General features: G+C 75.3%; 15 protein-coding genes and 1 CRISPR repeat array (1 of these 16 running past the window's edge). Of the genes, 7 read left to right on the forward strand and 8 right to left on the reverse strand.

The features are described 5' to 3' along the window. A CRISPR array of direct repeats spans positions 1 to 165; the repeat unit is 29 nt; unit sequence GGGACCACCCCCGCACGCGCGGGGAGCAC; it begins 716 nt to the left of the window's first position. Between the two features lie 278 nt (positions 166 to 443). Next, positions 444 to 4,472, reverse strand: a complete 4,029-nt coding sequence (locus ACVWNX_RS24560; RefSeq protein ID WP_454409966.1) for an AfsR/SARP family transcriptional regulator — start codon at positions 4,470 to 4,472, stop codon at positions 444 to 446. A gap of 147 nt (positions 4,473 to 4,619) precedes the next feature. Here ACVWNX_RS24560 and ACVWNX_RS24565 point away from each other — a divergent pair, with 147 nt between their 5' ends. The 5 genes from ACVWNX_RS24565 (at position 4,620) to ACVWNX_RS24585 (ending at position 9,617) form a co-directional block, all read left to right on the forward strand. Then, positions 4,620 to 5,540, forward strand: coding sequence for an NAD(P)-dependent oxidoreductase (locus tag ACVWNX_RS24565; protein WP_454409968.1), 921 nt, complete (start codon positions 4,620 to 4,622; stop codon positions 5,538 to 5,540). A gap of 507 nt (positions 5,541 to 6,047) precedes the next feature. Further along, the gene (locus ACVWNX_RS24570) at positions 6,048 to 6,404 is read left to right on the forward strand and encodes an NAD(P)-binding domain-containing protein (protein ID WP_454409969.1); all 357 of its coding nucleotides are present in this window, start codon (positions 6,048 to 6,050) and stop codon (positions 6,402 to 6,404) included. 160 nt (positions 6,405 to 6,564) lie between these two features. Continuing rightward, on the forward strand, positions 6,565 to 7,212 hold the full coding sequence (locus ACVWNX_RS24575) for a hypothetical protein (RefSeq protein WP_454409971.1): 648 nt from the start codon (positions 6,565 to 6,567) through the stop codon (positions 7,210 to 7,212). Positions 7,213 to 7,477: 265 nt separating this feature from the next. Next, positions 7,478 to 8,521 (forward strand): NADP-dependent oxidoreductase, encoded by a 1,044-nt coding sequence (locus ACVWNX_RS24580; protein WP_454409973.1) that lies wholly within the window; start codon positions 7,478 to 7,480, stop codon positions 8,519 to 8,521. Between the two features lie 247 nt (positions 8,522 to 8,768). Then, positions 8,769 to 9,617 carry an EI24 domain-containing protein gene (locus ACVWNX_RS24585; protein ID WP_454409975.1) on the forward strand — a complete coding sequence of 283 codons (849 nt, stop codon included), beginning with the start codon at positions 8,769 to 8,771 and terminating at the stop codon, positions 9,615 to 9,617. Positions 9,618 to 9,692: 75 nt separating this feature from the next. On the opposite strand, the gene ACVWNX_RS24590 is transcribed toward ACVWNX_RS24585, so the two are convergent. Further along, a complete protein-coding gene (locus tag ACVWNX_RS24590) occupies positions 9,693 to 11,039 on the reverse strand; it encodes a pyroglutamyl peptidase (protein ID WP_454409976.1) in 1,347 nt (448 codons plus the stop codon). A 151-nt stretch (positions 11,040 to 11,190) separates the two neighbouring features. Further along, positions 11,191 to 12,117 carry an SGNH/GDSL hydrolase family protein gene (locus tag ACVWNX_RS24595; protein WP_454409978.1) on the reverse strand — a complete coding sequence of 309 codons (927 nt, stop codon included), beginning with the start codon at positions 12,115 to 12,117 and terminating at the stop codon, positions 11,191 to 11,193. A 459-nt stretch (positions 12,118 to 12,576) separates the two neighbouring features. Between ACVWNX_RS24595 and ACVWNX_RS24600 the strand changes: the two genes are divergently transcribed. After that, entirely contained in the window at positions 12,577 to 13,071 is a 495-nt protein-coding gene (locus ACVWNX_RS24600; protein ID WP_454409979.1) for a DUF3145 domain-containing protein, read from the forward strand. Positions 13,072 to 13,324: 253 nt separating this feature from the next. On the opposite strand, the gene fabF is transcribed toward ACVWNX_RS24600, so the two are convergent. The 5 genes from fabF to fasR all read right to left on the reverse strand — a co-directional run bounded on the left by fabF (position 13,325) and on the right by fasR (position 18,261). Next, entirely contained in the window at positions 13,325 to 14,593 is a 1,269-nt protein-coding gene (gene fabF, locus ACVWNX_RS24605) for a beta-ketoacyl-ACP synthase II (RefSeq protein WP_454409980.1), read from the reverse strand. A gap of 76 nt (positions 14,594 to 14,669) precedes the next feature. Continuing rightward, positions 14,670 to 14,918, reverse strand: a complete 249-nt coding sequence (locus ACVWNX_RS24610; protein ID WP_454409982.1) for an acyl carrier protein — start codon at positions 14,916 to 14,918, stop codon at positions 14,670 to 14,672. Positions 14,919 to 14,992: 74 nt separating this feature from the next. Next, positions 14,993 to 15,994 (reverse strand): ketoacyl-ACP synthase III, encoded by a 1,002-nt coding sequence (locus ACVWNX_RS24615; protein ID WP_454409984.1) that lies wholly within the window; start codon positions 15,992 to 15,994, stop codon positions 14,993 to 14,995. Positions 15,995 to 16,022: 28 nt separating this feature from the next. Next, positions 16,023 to 17,030, reverse strand: coding sequence for an ACP S-malonyltransferase (locus ACVWNX_RS24620; protein ID WP_454414923.1), 1,008 nt, complete (start codon positions 17,028 to 17,030; stop codon positions 16,023 to 16,025). Positions 17,031 to 17,121: 91 nt separating this feature from the next. Beyond that, positions 17,122 to 18,261, reverse strand: coding sequence for a fatty acid biosynthesis transcriptional regulator FasR (gene fasR / locus ACVWNX_RS24625; RefSeq protein ID WP_454414924.1), 1,140 nt, complete (start codon positions 18,259 to 18,261; stop codon positions 17,122 to 17,124). A 436-nt stretch (positions 18,262 to 18,697) separates the two neighbouring features. Here fasR and ACVWNX_RS24630 point away from each other — a divergent pair, with 436 nt between their 5' ends. Further along, complete coding sequence (locus tag ACVWNX_RS24630; RefSeq protein WP_454414925.1) at positions 18,698 to 19,447, forward strand: pirin family protein; 750 nt, start codon at positions 18,698 to 18,700, stop codon at positions 19,445 to 19,447. The last annotated feature ends 29 nt before the right edge of the window (positions 19,448 to 19,476 follow it).

Consider the following 19,476-nt stretch of genomic DNA (forward strand, 5'->3'; position numbering starts at 1 on the left):
TGCGGGAACGGGGCGGGACCACCCCCGCACGCGCGGGGAGCACCGCTCCAGGTCCCGGCGGGCGACGGAGCGGAGGGGACCACCCCCGCACGCGCGGGGAGCACCAGACCACGAACGAGTACGCGATGTCCGACCAGGGACCACCCCCGCACGCGCGGGGAGCACTCTTCCTGACCTGGGGCTTTACCTGGTCGACTCGCGGTTTTTGGCAAGAACTCGAAACTCCGGCATTCCGAACAGACCGCTCATCCCGCCCAGTCGGGCCATGTCGCACCCCCACCTCACCACCGATCACCAACCAGACGCCACCCTACCCACCATCGAACCCTCCACCCGTGCCCCGTAAGGGGCGCGGGGAACTGCGCGATCAGCCACCGACCGGCCCGAGCCCGACAAGCGAACCCAAGCGCCCACCCCGCCCCAGCGCACCCACCCCCGGGACCTCACTCCACCCCTGGCCAGGGCCCCGAAGGCGGCAGTCGGACGCCCCGTGCGAACGCCCGGGCGTAGGCGGGTGAGCCCAGGGCCTCGCGGGCCGCCGAGGACACCCGGTCCACGTCGCCCCGCTCGGCGGGCGGCAGGGGCGCCGCCACCGACTCCCGCGCCGCGCCCGCCGCCCCGATCAGCACGGCGGCCCGCTCCGGCTCACCCGCCGCGACACTCGCCCCCGCGAGCCCCTCCAACGCCAGTGCGACGGCCCGTACGTCACCCAGTCCCCGGGCCACCCGCAACCCCTCGAGGTGCAGCGCCCACGCGCCCTCCGCGTCGCCCCGGGCCTCCGCCACGAACCCCGACTCCACGAGGACCAGCGCCTCCCCGGGCCCGTACCCCACCTCCCGGAACCACGCCAGCAACGCCCGCAAGTGGCCTTCGGCCTCCCCGTACCGGCCCGCGCGCCGCGCGCCCAGCGCCAGGCCCAGCCGGGCGTCCGCCTCCCCGGACCGCAGGCCCGCCTCCCGGGCCAGCCGCAGCGCCCGCTCGTGATGGGTCCGAGCCCCCTCGTCGTCCCCGGCGAGCAGTGCCAGCCGTCCGAGACCGGTGTGCCGTTTCGCGGCCTCGCCGGGCAGTCCCAGCCGCTCCGCGATCTCCAGGCCCTCCCGGTGCAACCGGTTCGCCTCCGCGTACTCCCCGTTGATCGCGGCCAGCGCCGCCAGCGGGAAGACGGTCTGGAGCCGCCCCCACGGATCACCGAGCGCCCGGAACAGCCCGGCGCCCCGCTCCCCGTCGCGCCGCACCGCCGCCAGGTCCCCACGGGCCATCGCGTGCCGGGTGCGTACGCTCAGCGCGGCGGCCGTCCCCCAGTCGTCGCCCCGCGCGGCGAACCGGTCCAGCGCCTGGTTCACCAACGCCTCGCCCGTCTCCACGTCCCCGGCGCCGACCTGCGCGGAACCCAGGAACCACAGGGCGTCGGCGTACCCGGCCGGATCGTCCACCGCGCCGCTCTCGTACGGGACGAGCGCCGCCGCGATCCCCCCGGCGCCGTCCGCCCCGGACCCGGACCCTGAACCGGACTTGGACCCAGTCCCAGTCCCGGCCCCGGACATCAGCGCCAGCCCGGTCCGCCACACCACGGCCCGCGCCCGCTCCCGCGCGTACCCGGCACCGGCACCGGCAACGTCACCGCCGCCGTGCCCACCCCTGACGCCGTACCCGACACCGGTGCCGTACCCGTCCTCGCGCCCACCCCCGACGACGCCGTACCCGCCCAGGGCACCGTGCCCAGCGCCGGACCCGTCCCCGCCGGAGATCCCCGCCTCCGTGCCGCCCGCGCCGGTCCCCGGACCGGCCTCCGCGTCCGTGCCGCCCGCACCGGCCCCCGCGCCCAGCACCGCGTCCAACGCCCGCCCGGCCTCCGCCGGGCGCCCCCGCACCACCCCGTACCAGGCCAGCGAGTTGACCGTCCGCAGCGCGCGCTCCACCGCGCCGACCCGCACCGCGTGCTCCACCGCGAGCCGTAGATCGGGGCCCGCGCCGTCCAGCCGTTCCAGCCAGCGCCGCTGCCCGGGGCCGCGCAGTCCGGCCGCCGCGCGCACCGCGAGGTCCGCGTGGTGACGGCTGTGCCGCTCCCGCACCGCGTCCGTCTCGGCCGCCTCCGCCAACCGTTCGGCGGCGTACGCCCGTACCGACTCCAGCAGCCGGTACACCGGCCCGTCGGGGTGGTCGGCGAGGACGACGAGGGAACGGTCCACCAGCCGCGCCAGCAGGTCCAGGACCTCCCCGGGCGCGATGCCGTCCCCCGCGCAGACCTCCTCGGCCGACTCCGGGGAGCAGCCCCCGGCGAACGCGGACAGCCGCCGCAGGACGGTCCGTTCGGCGGGCGCCAGCAGCTCCCAGCTCCAGTCGATCACCGCCCGCAGGGTCCGCTGCCGGGCGGGCCCGGTCCGCGCCCCGCCGGACAGCAGCGCGAACCGGTCGTCGATCCGGGCCAGCAGTCCGTGCACCCCGAGGCCCCGGACCCGGGCCGCCGCCATCTCCAGGGCCAGCGGCAGCCCGTCGAGCCGGGCGCACAGCGCGGCGACGGCCCGCGCGTTGTCCGGATCGTCGGTGAAACCGGGTGGGGTGGCGGCGCGCGCCAGGAACAGCGCGGCGGCGTCGGACGGCGGCAGCGGCGCCACCGGCCGCACCGTCTCGCCCGCCGCGCCGAGCGGTTCCCGGCTGGTCGCCAGCACCGACAGCGCGGGCGCCCCGGCCAGCAGCTCCGCGACGACCCCGGCGACGGGCTCCACCAGGTGCTCGCAGTTGTCGAGGACGAGCAGCGCGCGCCGCTCCCGCACCGCCCGGACCAGCCGTTCCAGCGGTGGCGCCGGTGCCGGTCCGGTCCCGCCGCCCTCCGGCACCCGCAAGGCCGTCAGTAGCGCCCCGGCGACGACGGCCACCGGACCGTCACCCGAGCCGCCGAATCCTCCCGGGCCGCCCGGCCCGCCCACCGCGTCCGGAACATCCGGAGCGTCGGCCCCGGTCGGTCCACTCACCCCGATCAGCCCATTCGCCCCGTCCAGGACACCCACCCTGTCCGGGACGCCCGCCCCGTCCAGGACACCCGCCCCGTCCGGAACATCAGCCCTGCCCGGAGCGCCGACCCCGTCCAACCCGCCAGCCCCGTCCAGCGCATCGGACCCGCCCGTCCGGTCCGCCCCGCCCTCCCGTCCCGGGGAGGCCGCGAACGGCACCGTGACGCCGGACAGTTCGACGAACCACACCCCGTCCGGGAAGGCGTCCGCGACGTACCGCGCGACCTCGACGGACAGCCGGGTCTTGCCGACCCCGCCGGGACCGGTGAGCGTCACCAGCCGGGCGTCCGTCAGCCGTCGCGCGACCTCCGCGACGTCCGCGTCCCGCCCCACGGTCCCGTTCACGGGCGCGGGCGGACCACCCCGGACACCCGACCCGTCCGCCACACCGACCCCGTAGCCCTCGGGGCCACTGGAGCCCCCGAGGCCCCCGGAGCCCCCAAGATCCCCAGGCCGCACAGGCCCCTCGAAGACCACCGGCCGCCGCCCCCCGAAGACCGCGGGAGCCCCGGACGTGACGGACCCACCAGAAGGCACAGGCTCCCCTGACCCGGCCCCGGCCCCGAACCCCACAGGTCCCACAGACCCCTCGGGCCCCCCGGACGGCACCGAGCCCCCGACGCCTCCCACTCCCTGGACGCCTCCGCCGCCTCCGCCGCCTTGGAAGCCCCCGCCGCCCCCGACACCGACGACGCCCCCGCTGCCCCCGGCCAACGCCGGGTCCTGCCGCAGGATCGCCCCGTGCAGCGCCACCAGCTCCGCCCCCGGCGTCAGCCCCAACTCCTCGTCCAGCAACCGCCGCAGCCGCTCGTACCCGGCGAGTGCCTCGCTCTGCCGCCCGGCCCGGTACAGCGCCCGCAACTGCGTCGCGCGCAGCCGTTCGCGCAGCGGATGGGCGGCGACGAGTTCCTCCGCCTCCCCGAGGACGTCCGCGTGGTCCCCGAGGGCGACCCGGGCGGCCAGCCGGTCCTCCAGCGCGGTGAGCCGTTCCTCGGCCAGCCGTCCCGCCGCCGCGCGGGCGAACGCCCGCTCCGCGTACCCGGCGAACGCGTCGCCCCGCCACAGTCCGAGCGCCTCCGACAGCAGCGCCACCCGTTCCCGGTCCCCGGCGGCGGCGCGCGCCCGGCGCCTCAACTCCCCGAACCGCCCGGTGTCCACGGCCTCCGGCGCGATCCGCAGCCGGTACCCGGCGGTGTCCCCGACGAGCAGCTCCCGGCCGTCCGGGGCGGCCCGGCCCAGCGCGGCGCGCAGCCGGGACACCTGCCCCTGGAGGGCGTTGCGGGGGTGTTCGGGCGGGCTGTCCCCGTCCCACAGGTCATCGACCAGGTGCTCCGCCGGGACCGCCCGGCCGGGGGCGACCAGCAGCCGCGCCAGCAGGGCGCGCGCCTTCGCGCCGGGTACGGCCACCGGTTCCCCGTCCGCCGTCCACAGCACCAGCGGACCGAGCACCCCGAAACGCACGTCCTCACCCTAACGCCGCCGCGCTGTCGGGCGGTTGCCGGGACCGGCAGCGGAGCGACAGCGAACCGGCAGCGCCCCCGCCCACGATGAGTGCACGGACGGCGCGCACCGCGCCGACGGACACCACCCCGGCACCCGGAGGACGACATGAGCACCGAAGCCACCACCACCGCGCCCGCGACCGCCACGACCGGGCACCCCGCCGCCACCGCGCCCCGCACGGTCACCGTGCTGGGACTCGGCAACCTCGGGCAGGCCGTCGCCCGCGCCTTCCTCGACGCCGGGCACCCGACCACCGTCTGGAACCGCACGGCCGCCCGCGCCGACGACCTGGTCGCCCGGGGCGCGGTCCGGGCCGCCGACCCGGTGGAGGCGGTCGCGGCGAGCGACCTGGTCGTCGTCACCCTCCTCGACCACGACACCGCCCGTGAACTCCTGGCCACCGCCGCCCCCGCGCTCCCCGGCCGCACGGTGGTCAACCTCACCACCAGCGCCCCCGACCCCACCCGTGCGCTCGCCGCCTGGGCACAGGAGCGCGGCGCCCGCTATCTGAGCGGCGCGGTCTACGCGGTGCCGCAGACGATCGGCACCGACGACGCGTTCACCCTCTACGGCGGCCCCGCCGAGGTCTACGACGAGTACCGCGCCGTGCTCGGTCTGCTCGGCCCGGGCACCCACGTCGGCGCGGACGCGGCCCTCGCCCCGGTGCACGACGTGGCCCTGCTCAGCGGGATGTACGGGATGTTCTCGGGGTTCTTCCAGGCCGTGGCCCTCGGCCGCTCGGCGGGCATCGGCGCGGCGGATCTGACGGGACACCTGGTGACCTGGCTGAAGGCCGCCGCCGACGCCCTGCCCGCCTTCGCCGGGGAGATCGACAAGGGGGAGTACGGCACCGACACGTCCAGCCTGGCGATGAACGCGGCGGGACTGCGGAACATCCTGGCCACCACCGAGGCCCAGGGGCTGTCCACCGACCTGCTCGCCCCGCTCCTGCCCCTCCTCGAGGACCAGGTCGCCCGGGGGCACGGCGCCGAGAGCCTCGCCCGCGCCGTCGAGTCCCTCAACTGACCGGACGCGGCGGTGAACGCCCGCGCCCCGCGCACCGTAAGAGGGGGTGGTGGCCCGTGTCCCCCCGGCCCGGGCCACCACCCCCGCCGGGCGAGCCCCCCTCGGCGGGGGCACACCCCCCACTCCCTCCCGGCCGGGGCGGACCTCCCCCGGTGAGGCCCGCCCCGGCCGGACGCCCGTTCCCTCCCCGTGAACGGACTCCGCGCGCCGCACCGCGAACCGGACCCCGCGCCCGCACCGCGAACCGGGACCCCGCGCACCGCACCGCGCCCCCGGAGCCCGCGCGCCGCACCATGACCGGATCCGCGCCCATCGTGGCCGCCCACCCCCACCTACCGGGAAACCACCGCCTCCGCGCCCCTCCCGGCCCCGGACGGACCGGTGGGCCCCGCCACCCGGCGGTTCCGCACCGCCAGGTCCACGACCACGGTCCCGGCCCCGGGTCCCGTGACGGATCGGTCTTCCGGTCCGTGGCCGGGCCGCCGGGCCCTCCCTGGCGTTGCGGCCATGACCAGCATCGGCATCATCGGCACCGGCCAGGTCGCGGGGGCGCTCGCCACCGCCCTGGCCAAGGCGGGACACGACGTCGTCCTCGGCTCCCGCACCCCCGGCGTCCTGCCCGAAGCCACCACGGTCTTCCTCTCCGGCGACGACCCGCACGCCAAGGAACGGGTCGCCCGGCTCCTCGACGACCTCGGCTGGCCCCCCGCCACCCGGCTGGACCTCGGAGACCTGCGCACCGCGCGCGGCCAGGAGCACCTGGCCCCGCTGCTGCTCGCGATCGGCGCGGCGACCGGCTCGTACACCTTCGGACTGCGACTGGTGACCCCGCCCGACCGGACCGTCACGAGCACCCCCGCCTGACGGGACCGTCACCGCGCCGCCCGGCCGCCCGCCCGGAACACCGTCATCGAACGGTCACACGAGGGGCGTCCTCCGCGCACATGAGAAGGCTAGGTTCGGCCCGCTCAAGATCGTCTCAAGATCATCGAGACCGGACCTTCCCCGCATCGGAGGAACCTTCGTGACCCCACGTCGTACGCTCGCCGGGATCGGGGCGGCGCTGTCCGTCGTCGCGGCGGCCCTGTTCGGCTTCGCCCCGCCCGTGCACGCCGGGACCAACGGGCAGCAGCTCCTCGTCGTCGACAGCACCCACGAGCTGCGCTCCGCGATGATCAGCGGCCATGACCAGAACGGTCAGTACACCCGCCGCTGCGTGCCGCTCCCCCACTTCGAGAACGGCCCGGACGGCTGGTGGTGGAAGGGGAGGGTGATGGTCGAGGGATACATCCTCCACCACTGCGACGGTGTGCGCGCGCTGACCACGAGCTACTCCCTCGTCCCCCAGAGCAACCCCGGCGACCAGCCCTGGGTGATACCGCTGGACGGCCCGCAGACCGGCGGCAACCAGCGGGTCGTCTTCTACGACAACCACCGCGACGTCGCGTCCGTCAGGCTCACCGGAACCAACCAGGCGGGGCAGGACGCCACGGGCTGCTTCAACACCCCCGGCTGGAAGACCGAGACCGGCTGGTGGTGGAAGGGGTACGTCAGTGTCACCGGCTACAGCGGCACGGGGTGCTCCGGAACGGTCAGGGGAAGCATGAACTCGGAGATCGGCATGGCGGACGGCACCTGGGCGGGCACCACCATCACCGGGTCCTGGCACTGACGGAGCCCCGGCCCGGCCGTGACCGGGCGACCCCGATCGGGTCAGCCGGGGCCGACCGGTAGCCGTCAGGCGACCACGGGCCACGGGCCACGGGCCACGGACCGCGCACCCCGGGCCCGGCGGCCCGGGACCCCCGCCGGGCGGCGCCCACCGCGCCGCCCGGATATCTTTCCCGGTGGGTGCCGGTCCGGTCCGGCGCCCCGGGCCCGCCCGCCGTCCCGGCCGGGCGCCGCCCGTCCCCGCCGCCGGTAGGAGAGCCCCGACGATGTCCGCCACGCCAGCCCCGTCCCCCGCGCCCCGGATACCCGCCACCTCCCGGGCCTGGCACCTGGTCGCCCGGCCGCACGGCTGGCCGGACCCCTCCGACGTCGCCCTGCGCGAGGAGCCCGTCCCCGAGCCCGGCCCCGGCCAGGTCCTCGTCCGTAACCTCCACCTCTCCGTGGACCCCTACATGCGCGGCCGGATGAACGACGTCCCCAGCTACATCGAGCCGTTCGCGCTGGACCGGCCGATGGAGGGCGCCGCCGTCGGCGAGGTGGTGGCCTCCGACGACGAGGGCGTCGCCGTCGGCGACCACGTGCTGCACTTCCAGGGCTGGCGCGAGTACGCCGCCGTGAACGCCCGCGCCGCCGTCCGGGTGGACCCGGACCTCGCCCCGCTCAGCGCCTACCTCGGCGTCCTCGGCATGACCGGGCTGACCGCCTACGCGGGTCTGCTGCGGGTGGCGGAGCTGAAGGAGGGCGACACCGTCTTCGTCTCCGGGGCGGCGGGCGCCGTCGGCTCCCAGGCCGGACAGATCGCCCGGCTCAAGGGCGCGGGCCGGGTCGTCGGCTCCGCGGGCTCCGCCGAGAAGGTCCGGCTGCTCACCGAGGAGTACGGCTTCGACGCCGCGTTCAACTACAAGGACGGCCCCGTCCACGAGCTGCTCGCCGCCGCCGCGCCCGACGGGGTCGACGTCTACTTCGACAACGTCGGCGGCGACCACCTCGAAGCGGCGGTCGGCCTCCTCAACCGGGACGGCCGGATCGCCGTCTGCGGCATGATCTCGGCCTACAACGCCACCGAACCGGTCCCCGGCCCCCGCAACCTCCACCGGCTGATCCAGACCCGGGGCCGGATCCAGGGCTTCCTCGTCGGGGACCACTACGACCTCCAGCCCCAGTTCGTGCAGGAGGTCGGGGAGTGGGTGCGCTCCGGTGAGCTGCGCTACCGGGAGACCGTGGTCAAGGGCGTGGAGCACGCCTTCGACGCGTTCCTCGGCGTACTGCGCGGCGACAACACCGGCAAGATGATCGTCACCCTCGACTGAGCCCCCGCACCCCGCCCCCCGCCCTCCTCCGTCCCCGCCCCTCGTCCCTGCCCCCGTCGCCCGCCCCCCCCCGCGCCGGCGCCGCCCCGCCCGCCCACCCCTGCGGGCCCGTCCGCCCCGTCCAGCGGGTCAGGAGGGAGACGTGTCACGGACCCCCGTGACACGTCTCCCTCCTGAAACGGCCACACCCGTGTCACAGTCCGTCACGCCGACGGGCGGACGGCCACCCTCCGGGTAGGGTTCCGGCATGCGCGATCTCGGGGTGGGTTTCAGACATTTGACGGGTGGGCAGCGCTGGGTCGTCGCCCACGGCAAGGCGTTCGGGCTCGGACTGATCCCGGGGCTGGTCACGCTCGTCCTCTACTTGGGGGCGCTGGTCGCCCTCGCCGTCTGGGGCGTCGACCTCGTCGGCTGGGCGACCCCGTTCGCCGACGACTGGGCGTCCCCCTGGCTCGGCCTCTTCCGCGGCTTCCTGACGGTGCTGCTGTTCGCGCTCGCGCTGCTGCTCGCCACCGTCACCTTCACCGCGGTGACCCTCCTGATCGGCCAGCCCTTCTACGAGGAACTGTCCGAGCAGGTCGACCGGGACGTCTCGCCCGACGGCACCGCCCCCGAGTCCGGGCTGCCGCTCTGGAAGGACCTGTGGATCTCCGCCCGGGACGGACTGCGGATCGTGGTCCGCGCCGGTCTGTGGGGCGTGCTGCTCTTCGGCCTCGGCTTCATCCCGGTCATCGGCCAGACGCTGGTCCCGGCGGTCGGGTTCGTCATCACCGGGTTCTTCCTCACCGAAGAACTGGCCGCCGTCGCCCTCCAGCGGCGCGGCGTGGAACTGCGCGAACGGCTCCGGCTGCTGCGCTCCCGCCGGATGATGGTCTGGGGCTTCGGCACCCCGCTGGCCCTGGCCTTCCTGGTGCCCTTCGTGGCCGTCTTCCTGATGCCCGGCGCCGTCGCGGGCGCCACCCTGCTCGCCCGTGACCTGCTGGGGGAGGAGTCCACCGGGGCCCGCGCCACGGACGGAACCGACGGTGCCCACGGCCACCCCGCCGCCCCGCACCACCCCGCCCCGCACCCCGGCGCCGCGCACCACGGCGTCTGACCCCGGCACCTCCGTCACGGGGGCCGGAGCCGGGGCACCCGCCCCGCGCCCCGGCCCCCGTCCCCTCGCCCGGTCTCAGCGCGCGGCCACCGCCACCGCGAGCACCGCCCGCACCTGGCCGACGATGTCCGCCCGGTTGCGCAGGAACTCCGGGTCGCTGACCGTCCCCGTCGCCGGGACGGTGTTCCCCGCCCCGAACTGCAGCACCGGGGTGTGCAGATGCCCCACCGGCAGCGCCGCCGGACCGAACCGGTCCCGCAGCAGGGTCGCCCGGTAGGCGATCTCGTTCGACAGGTAGTTGCCGCCGCCACCGGCCCGCGCGGCGGACCCGGGCGTCGGCCCGTCCGGCCGGTCCACGGGGGCCGTGCCGCCCGCCGGGACCTCCGTCACGGACCGGTTGTCCAGCACCGGGAAGCGTCCCGTCGGCGCCGAGGTGATCGCCGCCGCGGGCAGGGTGCTCGACGTCCACTGCGGCCCCGTGCCCCCGGCCACCGGCACCTGCTCCGTCCGCGACACGACGTCGTTGTCGGGGAAGCCGCCGCGCCACGCCCCGTTGGTCCGCTCCACGTCGAACCGGCCGGGCCGCCCCTGGCTGACGGTCGTCAGCAGGTCCGCCGAGCGCAGGTGCGGTCGCAGCGTCCGTTCCACCTCGCCGTCCGTGAAGTCCGCCCACCGCACCGGGAACACCGCCGCCTCCACCCGGGCCGGACCCTCCGCCGTCCGGATCACCGTGCCGTCCAGCGCGAGCGCCGAGGCCCCCGAGGGATTGCTGATCCGTACGTCGCGGTCGAGGGTGAACGGGTCGAAGCCGGTCATCAGCACGCGGAGCGTCCGCTCACCGCGCCCGTCCCGTCCGTCCCGCCGGTCGTCTCCGCCGCGCGCGCCGAAGCGGATGCCGTCCTGGCCCCGGGAAGTGGTCTCCAGCAGGTCCAGCAGCCGTTCGCGCCGCTCGGCGGTCAGCCCGTGCTCCGGCTCCCAGCCGCGCAGCTCCCGGGCCATCGCCAGCCGCGCCCAGTACAGCGGGCGGTCGTCGTCCCGGCTGAGGTCGCCGCCCGCGGGTCCCCTGCCCTGGACGCGGTCCACGGCCCGTTCCCACAGTCCCGTGCCGTGCCGTCGCACCACCCGCCGGGCCTCGCCGGGGGAGTCCGCGTCGGCCAGGGCCCGGGCGAACGCGGGCGCCACCGCGTCGAAGCCGGAGCGCCGCAGGATCTCCCGGGGCACCGCCCGGTCGAGCCGCGACTCCTCCACCGTCGGCCCGGTCCCGGTCCCGGTCCCTGTCCCGGCCCCGGCGCTGGTGCCGGTTCCGGCGGCGGGGGCCGGGGCGGAGCTGTCCGCGGCGAGGACGGGAGCGGCGGTGAGACCGAGCAGCAGCGCGGTGGCCAGCGGGAGCAGACGGGCGCGTATCGGGGCCGGAGCGGCCATGGGGGAACCTCCGTTGCCTGTGGGGTGGAGGCAGTATCCCGGGAACCGGGCGACCACGCCAGGGGTGATCCACTCCGCCCCCGGGGACCGCCCCGCGTCCCCTTCCGCGCCCCGCCACGGTCCCGAAGAGGAGGCGGCCTGACGAGGCGGCCTAACGGACTTGGCGGGCCGTCACCTTCCGGTAGGCGATCTCCGCGAGCCTCGACTGCCCGTCCTTGCTGGGGTGGAACCAGTCCCATTCGCTCAACTGGTCGTCCTGGAAGCGGTATCCGAAGACCGCCCCGCCGTCGTGGCGGCACCGCGCGTCCTTGGCGCAGACGTCCTTCAGCACCCGGTTGTACTCCACGACCCGCTCCTGGACCGCCGCCCGCCGGGCCACCGCCGCGGCGTCCACGTCCTCCGCGTCCTTCAGCATCGACGGGCAGATCCCCAGCTTCCACACCTGCCGCCCCAGCGGGTTGTCCCGCCCGGTGGCCCACAGCTGCTTCAGGTCCGGCACGCTCGCCACGAACACCTGGGACTTCGGCGACTGGCGCCGCAGCGCGCGCATCGCCTGCTCGAAGTCGGCCCGGAAGTCGGCGACCGGGGTCATCGCCCGCACCGTCGAGCGGCACGCGTCGTTCGCCCCCGCCAGGACCGTCACCAGTCCCGGCCGGTGCGCCGCCGCCTGGTGCATCTGCTCGGGCAGGTCCACCATCCGGGCGCCGGTCCTGGCGTAGTTCCAGCTCCGCTCGGCGGCCCCGGCCTTGCCCAGCAGCCGTACCGCGAGGCTGCGCACCTCACGGTCGGAGCCGGTCGCCCAGGACGCCTCCGGACAGTCCGTCAGCACCGAGCAGGCGTCGAACGCCCGGGTGATCGAGTCGCCGACCGCCGCCACCGAGCCCGGACTGGTGTCCCAGGCCGGTTTCCTGGGCTTCGGCTTCCCCCGCTCCGTGGCGTTCGACGCCCCGGTGTCGTCCCCGCCGACCGCGTCGCACCCGCTCAGCGCCACGGTCCCGGCCAGGACCGCGGACACGGCCGCCGTCCCGGCCCGGGCCCGTCGGCCGACCGGCCCCGCGCGCTCTCCGCGCCTGCGCATTCCGGCTCCCCTCTGTCGCCTTGCACGACGTCGTGACGGCCCCGGAGGTTGAGTCCGGACGGGAAAACCACCCCGGCGGGAAGCGCGTTCCGGACTCGGAACGGCGCGGGGCCGCCCGCCACCCGGGTCCGGCCCCGGTGTCCCGTGACCCCGGACTCCCCGGGCGGTGGTGCGGGGCCGGGCCCCGGGACCGACGGTACGTCACACCCCGCGTCCCGCCGCACGGTAGCCTCGGCCCCGTGGCGCCGTCATCGTCGTACCGGTGGTGACGGGGCGGGATCACCCGCCCAGTGGCACCATCCGGCGCGGTTTCCGGATAAATTACATCACGTCACATCTGTCTGTTTTTTTGCGTTTTCGTGAATTCTGTGCCTTTAACTGAATCTGAGGAAGAATCGCTCGGCACGGGTGCGAGACCGCCGGACCCACGGCGACCCTCGCCCCATCCTGGAGGTCCCGGTGACGACACGTGGAGTCCTGTACGTGCACTCCGCACCGCGCGCGCTGTGCCCACACGTCGAATGGGCGGTAGCGGGCGTACTCGGAACGCGCGTCAACCTCGACTGGATCCGGCAGCCCGCCGCCCCGGGGACCTGGCGCACCGAGTTCTCCTGGAAGGGCGAGACGGGCGCCGCCTCCCAACTCGCCTCCGCGCTGCGCGGCTGGGACCTCCTGCGCTTCGAGGTGACCGCCGAACCCTGCGCCACCGCCGAGGGCGAGCGCTACAGCTCCACCCCGGCGCTCGGCATCTTCCACGCGGTGACCGGCATCCACGGCGACATCCTCATCCCCGAGGACCGGCTGCGCGCCGCCCTCGCCCGCGCCCGGCGCGGCGAGACCGTGCTGGAGGACGAGATCGCCAAGCTCCTCGGCAAGCCCTGGGACGACGAGCTCGAACCCTTCCGGCACGCGGGCGAGGGCGCCCCGGTCCGCTGGCTCCACCAGGTCGTCTGACGCGCCACCGGCTCCGGGACGCCGTCCGCCCACCCGCGCCACGTCACGGCCCCGGTCCCGTCACGGCCACCGTCCCGCCCCGGCGCCGACGGCCCCGCCCCACGACAGCCGAACCGTCCGCCGACGGACCCCGCACCCGACAGCGGACCGTCCGCCCACCGGACCCCGCACACGACGAGGGGCCCACCGAAGACCGGTGGGCCCCTCGCCCTACAGCTGTGCGCGCCGCCGTACGCGGCGGCCGGGTGCGGAACTACCGCACCACGGACCGGAACGCCAGCACCACGTTGTGGCCGCCGAAGCCGAACGAGTCGTTCAGCGCCGCGATCGCGCCCGCCGGAAGCTGCCGCGCCTCACCGCGCACCACGTCCGCGTCCACCCCGGGGTCGACCTCGTCCAGGTTGATCGTCGGCGGGGCCAGCCGGTGGTACAGCGCCAGGACCGACGCCACCGTCTCCACGCCGCCCGCGCCGCCCAGCAGATGACCCGTCATCGACTTCGTCGCCGAGATGGCCATGTGGTCCACGTCGTCACCGAAGACCTGCCGCAGCGCCTTCACCTCCGCGACATCACCCTGCGGGGTGGACGTCGCGTGCGCGTTGACGTGCACGATCTCCGCGGGCTTCAGATCGGTCGCGGCCAGCAGGTTCTGCAGCGCGCGGGCGATCCCGTTGCCCGAGGGCTCCGGCTGGGTGATGTGGTGCGCGTCCGCCGAGATGCCCTGGCCGATGGCCTCCGCGTAGATCCGGGCGCCCCGGGCCTTCGCGTGCTCCTCGGACTCCAGGACGATCACGCCCGCGCCCTCGCCCATCACGAATCCGTCGCGACCCGTGTCGTACGGCCGGGAGGCCCCCGCCGGGTCGTCGTTGTTCTTCGACATCGCCATCATGTTGCCGAACGCGACGATCGGCAGCGGATGGATCGACGCCTCCGTGCCACCGGCCACCACCACGTCCGCACGGCCCGTGCGGATCATCTCGATGGCGTACCCGATGGCCTCCGCGCCCGAGGCGCACGCCGACACCGGCGTGTGCACACCGGCCCGCGCGCCCAGCTCGATGCCCACGTTCGCGGACGGCGAGTTCGGCATCAGCATCGGCACCGTGTGCGGGGACACCCGGCGGACGCCCTTCTCCTTCAGCACGTCGTACTGGTCGAGGAGGGTCGTCACCCCGCCGATGCCCGAGGCGATCACCGTGCCGAGGCGCTCCGGGTCGATCGCCGGGTCCTCGCCGGCCTTCGCCGTGTACCCGGCGTCCTTCCACGCCTCGTGCGCCGCGATCAGGGCGAACTGCGCGGAACGGTCCAGCTTGCGGGCCTGCGGACGGGGAATGACCTCCCCCGGCTCCACGGCCACCCGGGCGGCGATGCGGACCGGAAGGTCAGCCGCCCACTCCTCCTCCAGCAGCCGGACACCGGAACGGCCGTTCACCAGGCCGTCCCAGGTCGAGGCCACGTCGCCACCCAGCGGTGTGGTTGCGCCGATACCGGTGACGACCACGGTGCGATTGGTCGAGTTCACAGGAATTCTTTCTCCACGGTTACGAGGGATTCAGCGGCGCCACCGCCGGGTGGCGGCAGGCTTACCTGATCGGGGATCAGCCCTGGTGGTTCAGGATGTACGAGGTCGCGTCACCGACCGTCTTGAGGTTCTTGACGTCCTCGTCGGGGATCTTCACGTCGAAGCGCTCCTCGGCGGCGACGACGACCTCGACCATGGACAGCGAGTCGACGTCGAGGTCATCGGTGAAGGACTTGTCCAGCTGGACGTCCTCGGTGGGGATCCCGGCGATCTCGTTCACGATCTCCGCGAGACCCGCGATGATCTCTTCCTGAGTGGCGGCCATCTTGGCGCTCCTTCTTGTCACTAACTGAGGTGGGACGACTTCCCCGCCGGATCCTGGGATCCGGCGCGGGACGCCTAGGGGAGGGTAACGACCGTGGCGGCGTACACGAGACCCGCCCCGAAGCCGATGACGAGCGCGGTGTCACCGCTCTTCGCCTCACCGGTCGCCAGGAGCCGCTCCATCGCGAGCGGGATCGAGGCGGCCGATGTGTTGCCGGTGGTCTCCACGTCACGGGCGACCGTCACGTGGTCCGGCAGTTTGAGGGTCTTCACCATCGAGTCGATGATCCGCATGTTGGCCTGGTGCGGAATGAAGACGTCCAGGTCGTCCGCGGTGATCCCGGCCGCGTCCAGCGCCTGCTGGGCGACCTTCGCCATCTCGAACACGGCCCAGCGGAACACCGCCTGGCCCTCCTGCGTGATCGCGGGGAACTTCTCGACCGTGCCGTCGCGGTAGTCCGTCCACGGCACCGTCTGCTTGATGGTCTCCGACTTGTCGCCCTCGGAGCCCCACACGGTCGGGCCGATCGCGGGCTCCTTCGACGGACCCACGACCACCGCGCCCGCGCCGTCCCCGAACAGGAACGCCGTCGCCCGGTCCGACAGGTCCGTCAGATCGCTCAGCCGCTCCACGCCGATCACCAGCACGTGCTCGGCGCTGCCGTCGACGACCATGCCGCGCGCCAGCGTCAGCCCGTAGCCGAACCCGGCGCACCCCGCCGAGACGTCGAACGCCGCGGCCTTGCTGGTGCCGATCCGGTCCGCGATCTCCGTCGCCACCGCCGGGGTCTGCTTGAAGTGCGACACCGTGGCCACCACGACCGCGCCGATCCGCTCCGGGGTGATCCCCGCGTCCGCGATCGCCTTGCCCGCGGCCTCCAGGGACATCGCCGCGACGGTCTCCTGGTCGTTCGCCCAGTGCCGGGTCGCGATGCCCGACCGCGAACGGATCCACTCGTCCGACGAGTCGATCGTCTCCAGGATCACCTCGTTCGGCACGATCCGCGTCGGACGGTAGCCGCCGACACCGAGGATCCGCGCGTACGGGGCGCCCTTACCGGCCTTGATCTTCGCCATGCTCTCCGGACTCCTTCCGAATCCCGGCTCAGGCCGTCGGCCCGGCGGGCGCGGCGAGCAGCTCGCGAGCGGCGTCGAGGTCGTCGGGGGTCTTCAGCGCCAGCGTGCGCACACCCGGCAGCGCCCGCTTGGCGATCCCCGTCAGGGTGCCGCCCGGACACAGCTCCACCAGCGCGGTCGCGCCCCGCTCGGCGAAGGTCTCCATGCACAGGTCCCAGCGCACCGGGTTGGCGACCTGGCCCACCAGCCGGTCCAGCACCTCGGCGCCCGAGGTCACGACCCGGCCGTCCTTGTTGGACACGTAGGTCACCGCGGGGTCGGCGGGCGACAGCTTCCGCGCGGCCTCGGCCAGCGCGTCCACCGCCGGGGCCATGTGCGTGGTGTGGAAGGCGCCCGCCACCTTCAGCGGCACCACCCGGCGCACGCCCTCCGGCTTGTCCGCGGCCAGCGCGGCCAGCTGCTCCGCCGTACCGGCCGCCACGACCTGACCGGCGCCGTTCACGTTCGCGGGGGTCAGCCCGAGCCGCTCCAGATGGGGCAGCACCACGTCGAAGTCACCGCCGAGCAGCGCCGCCATACCGGTCTCCGTGACCGAGGCGGCCTCCGCCATCGCCAGCCCGCGCACCCGCACCAGCCGCAGCGCGGCCACCGGGGACAGCACCCCCGCCAGCACGGCGGCGGTCAGCTCGCCGACGCTGTGACCGGCCACGACGTCCACGGCCAGGCCCGCGAGGGCACCCGGCGCGCCGCTCTCCGGCGTGTCGGCGGTGTCGTCGTCACCGTCAGGGTGGGAGGCCAGCGCCTCGGGGCCCGCCAGGGCCAGCGCCGACAGGATTCCGGCCGCCACCAGCAGCGGCTGCGCCACCGAGGTGTCGCGGATCGCGTCCGCGTCGGCCTGGGTGCCGTAGTGCAGCAGATCGAGATCGATGGCCTTGGACCACGACGCCACTCGGTCAGCGGCACCGGGGAGGTCGAGCCAGGGAGTCAGGAAGCCGGGCGTCTGAGCGCCTTGGCCGGGAGCGACGAGTACGAGCACACTCACACTCTCTCTTGTGGACGGTGGATGCCGCCCGTGGGGACAGGGACGAAGAACCGTGGGGGGAATTGTAGGCCCCCTACAAGACTGCCTAAGTCGGGACATCCCCGTCGGCGAGCCGGCCGAGGATCAGCGCGATCCGCAGAGTGAACGCCGACCTGACGTCGGAGGGTGACCATCCGGTGACGTCAGTCACACGTCGCAGCCGGTAGCGCACGGTGTTCGGGTGCACGAACAGCATCCGGGCCGCGCCCTCCAGACTGCTCGCCTGCTCCAGATACACGCTCAGCGTTTCCAGCAGCGCCGACCCGGCCTCCTCCAGCGGTCTGTAGATCTCCTCCACCAGCTGCTCACGCGCCGAGGGATCGGAGGCGATCGCCCGCTCCGGAAGGAGATCGTCCGCCAGCACCGGACGCGGCGCGTCCTGCCAGGCCCCGCACGCCTTCAGCCCCGCCGCCGCGGCCTGCGCCGAACGCGTCGCCGCCAGCAGGTCCGGCACCACCGGCCCGGCCACCACCGGCCCCGCCGCGAACGGTCCGATCAGCGACTTCGCCACCTGCAGCGGGCTGTCGCTGCCGCCCGCGATGACCACCAGCCGGTCCCCGAGCACCCCCGTCAGCACCTGGAGCTTGGCGTGCCGCGCCGCCCGGCGGATCGCCTCCACCGTCAGCTCGCTGTCCCCGTCCGGCGCCGTTCCCAGCACCACGCAGACGTGGTCCGGGGCGTTCCAGCCCAGGGCCGCCGCCCGGCTCACCGCGCCCTCGTCGGCCTCCCCCGACAGCACCGCGTTGACCACCAGCGACTCCAGCCGGGCGTCCCACGCGCCCCGCGCCTCGGCCGCCTGCGCGTACACCTGCGCCGTCGCGAAGGCGATCTCCCGCGCGTACACCAGCAGCGCCTCGCGCAGCACCGACTCGTCGCCGGGCGCCGCGACCTCGTCGATCGCGGACTCCATCACCTCGATCGTGGTCCGCACCATCTCCACGGTCTGCCGCAGCGTGATCGCCCGCGTCAGCTCGCGCGGCGCCGTCCCGAACACGTCCGTGGAGATCGCCTGCGGGGCGTCCGGGCGGCGGAACCACTCGGTGAACGCCGCGATGCCCGCCTGGGCGACCAGCCCGATCCAGGACCGGTTCTCCGGGGGCATCGCCCGGTACCAGGGCAGCGTCTCGTCCATCCGGGCGATGGCCTGCGCGGCGAGGCTCCCCGACGACTTCTCCAGCCGCCGCAGGGTGGCCGTGTGGGGGTGGACCCCCGGGTCCGCGCGGCCCGCCCGGAGGTCCCGGTGGCCGGGACCGCGCGAGACGCCCCGGCCCGCTCCGGCGGACGCGCGGCGGGCGGGGTGCTGGGCGGCGTCGGGCCAGTCGGGGTCCCCGGCGGCCGGGTCGACGGGTCCGGCGCGCTCCGGTCCGGACGCGCCGGACTCCGGCGCGGCTGGCCCGCCGGGGTCCCCCTCGCGCGACGAACCGGAGGCGGAATCGCGCGAAGCGCCGTGGTCTGCGGGATCGGCCTTGCCGACTTCGGGTTCGGACACGGGGACAAGAGTGCCTTATCGGGACGGCCGAACGTATCGCCGGGGGCGGCGGGGCGGACCGGCCGCTCCCCGACGGCCCCGGCCGCTCCCCGCGCACCGGCCCCCGCCCCGGCGCCACTACGGTGGGGGAGTGATCGATGTGCGCCGCGCCGCTGAGCGCTACCCCGGAGGGGACCCCGAGGCGGGGATCGAGACCCTGCACGCCTTCTCCTTCGGGCCCCACTACGACCCGGACAACCTGCGCTTCGGCGCGGTCATCGCCTGCAACGAGGAGCGGCTCGCCCCCGGCGCCGGGTTCGACGAGCACCCGCACAGCCACACCGAGATCGTCACCTGGGTCGTCGAGGGGGAGCTGACCCACCGCGACTCCACCGGGCACGCCACCGTGGTCCGCGCGGGCGACGTCCAGCACCTCGGCGCGGCCGGCGGCGTCCGGCACACCGAACGCAACGACGGCCCGGACCCGCTGGTCTTCGTCCAGATGTGGCTGGCCCCGCTGGCCTTCGGCGGCACCCCCCGCTACGGGATCGTCCGGGACGCCGTCGGCTCCGCGTACGAGGTGCCCGGGGCCGCCGCCCGGCTCCACCCGCACCGGCCCGCCCCCGGCGAGCGCGTCCCGCTCCCGGCCGCCGCGTACGTGTACGTCCACGTGGTCCGCGGCCGGCTGTCCCTCGGTCCCATGGCCGACGGCGACGGCGACGGCGACGGCAACGGTGCGGGCGACAGCGACGGAGCAGGAGCCGGACGACCGGACGGACCGCTGGCGCCCGGCGACGAGCCGCTGGGGCCCGGCGACGCGCTGCGGCTCACCGGCCCGGAAGGGCTGGGGCTGCTGGCGCTCACCGACGCCGAGGTCCTCGTCTGGGAGATGGCCCGCCCCTGACCGGGCTCCCCGCCCGCCGGTGGTGACGG

It is taken from the genome of Streptomyces sp. JNUCC 64, assembly GCF_054484115.1.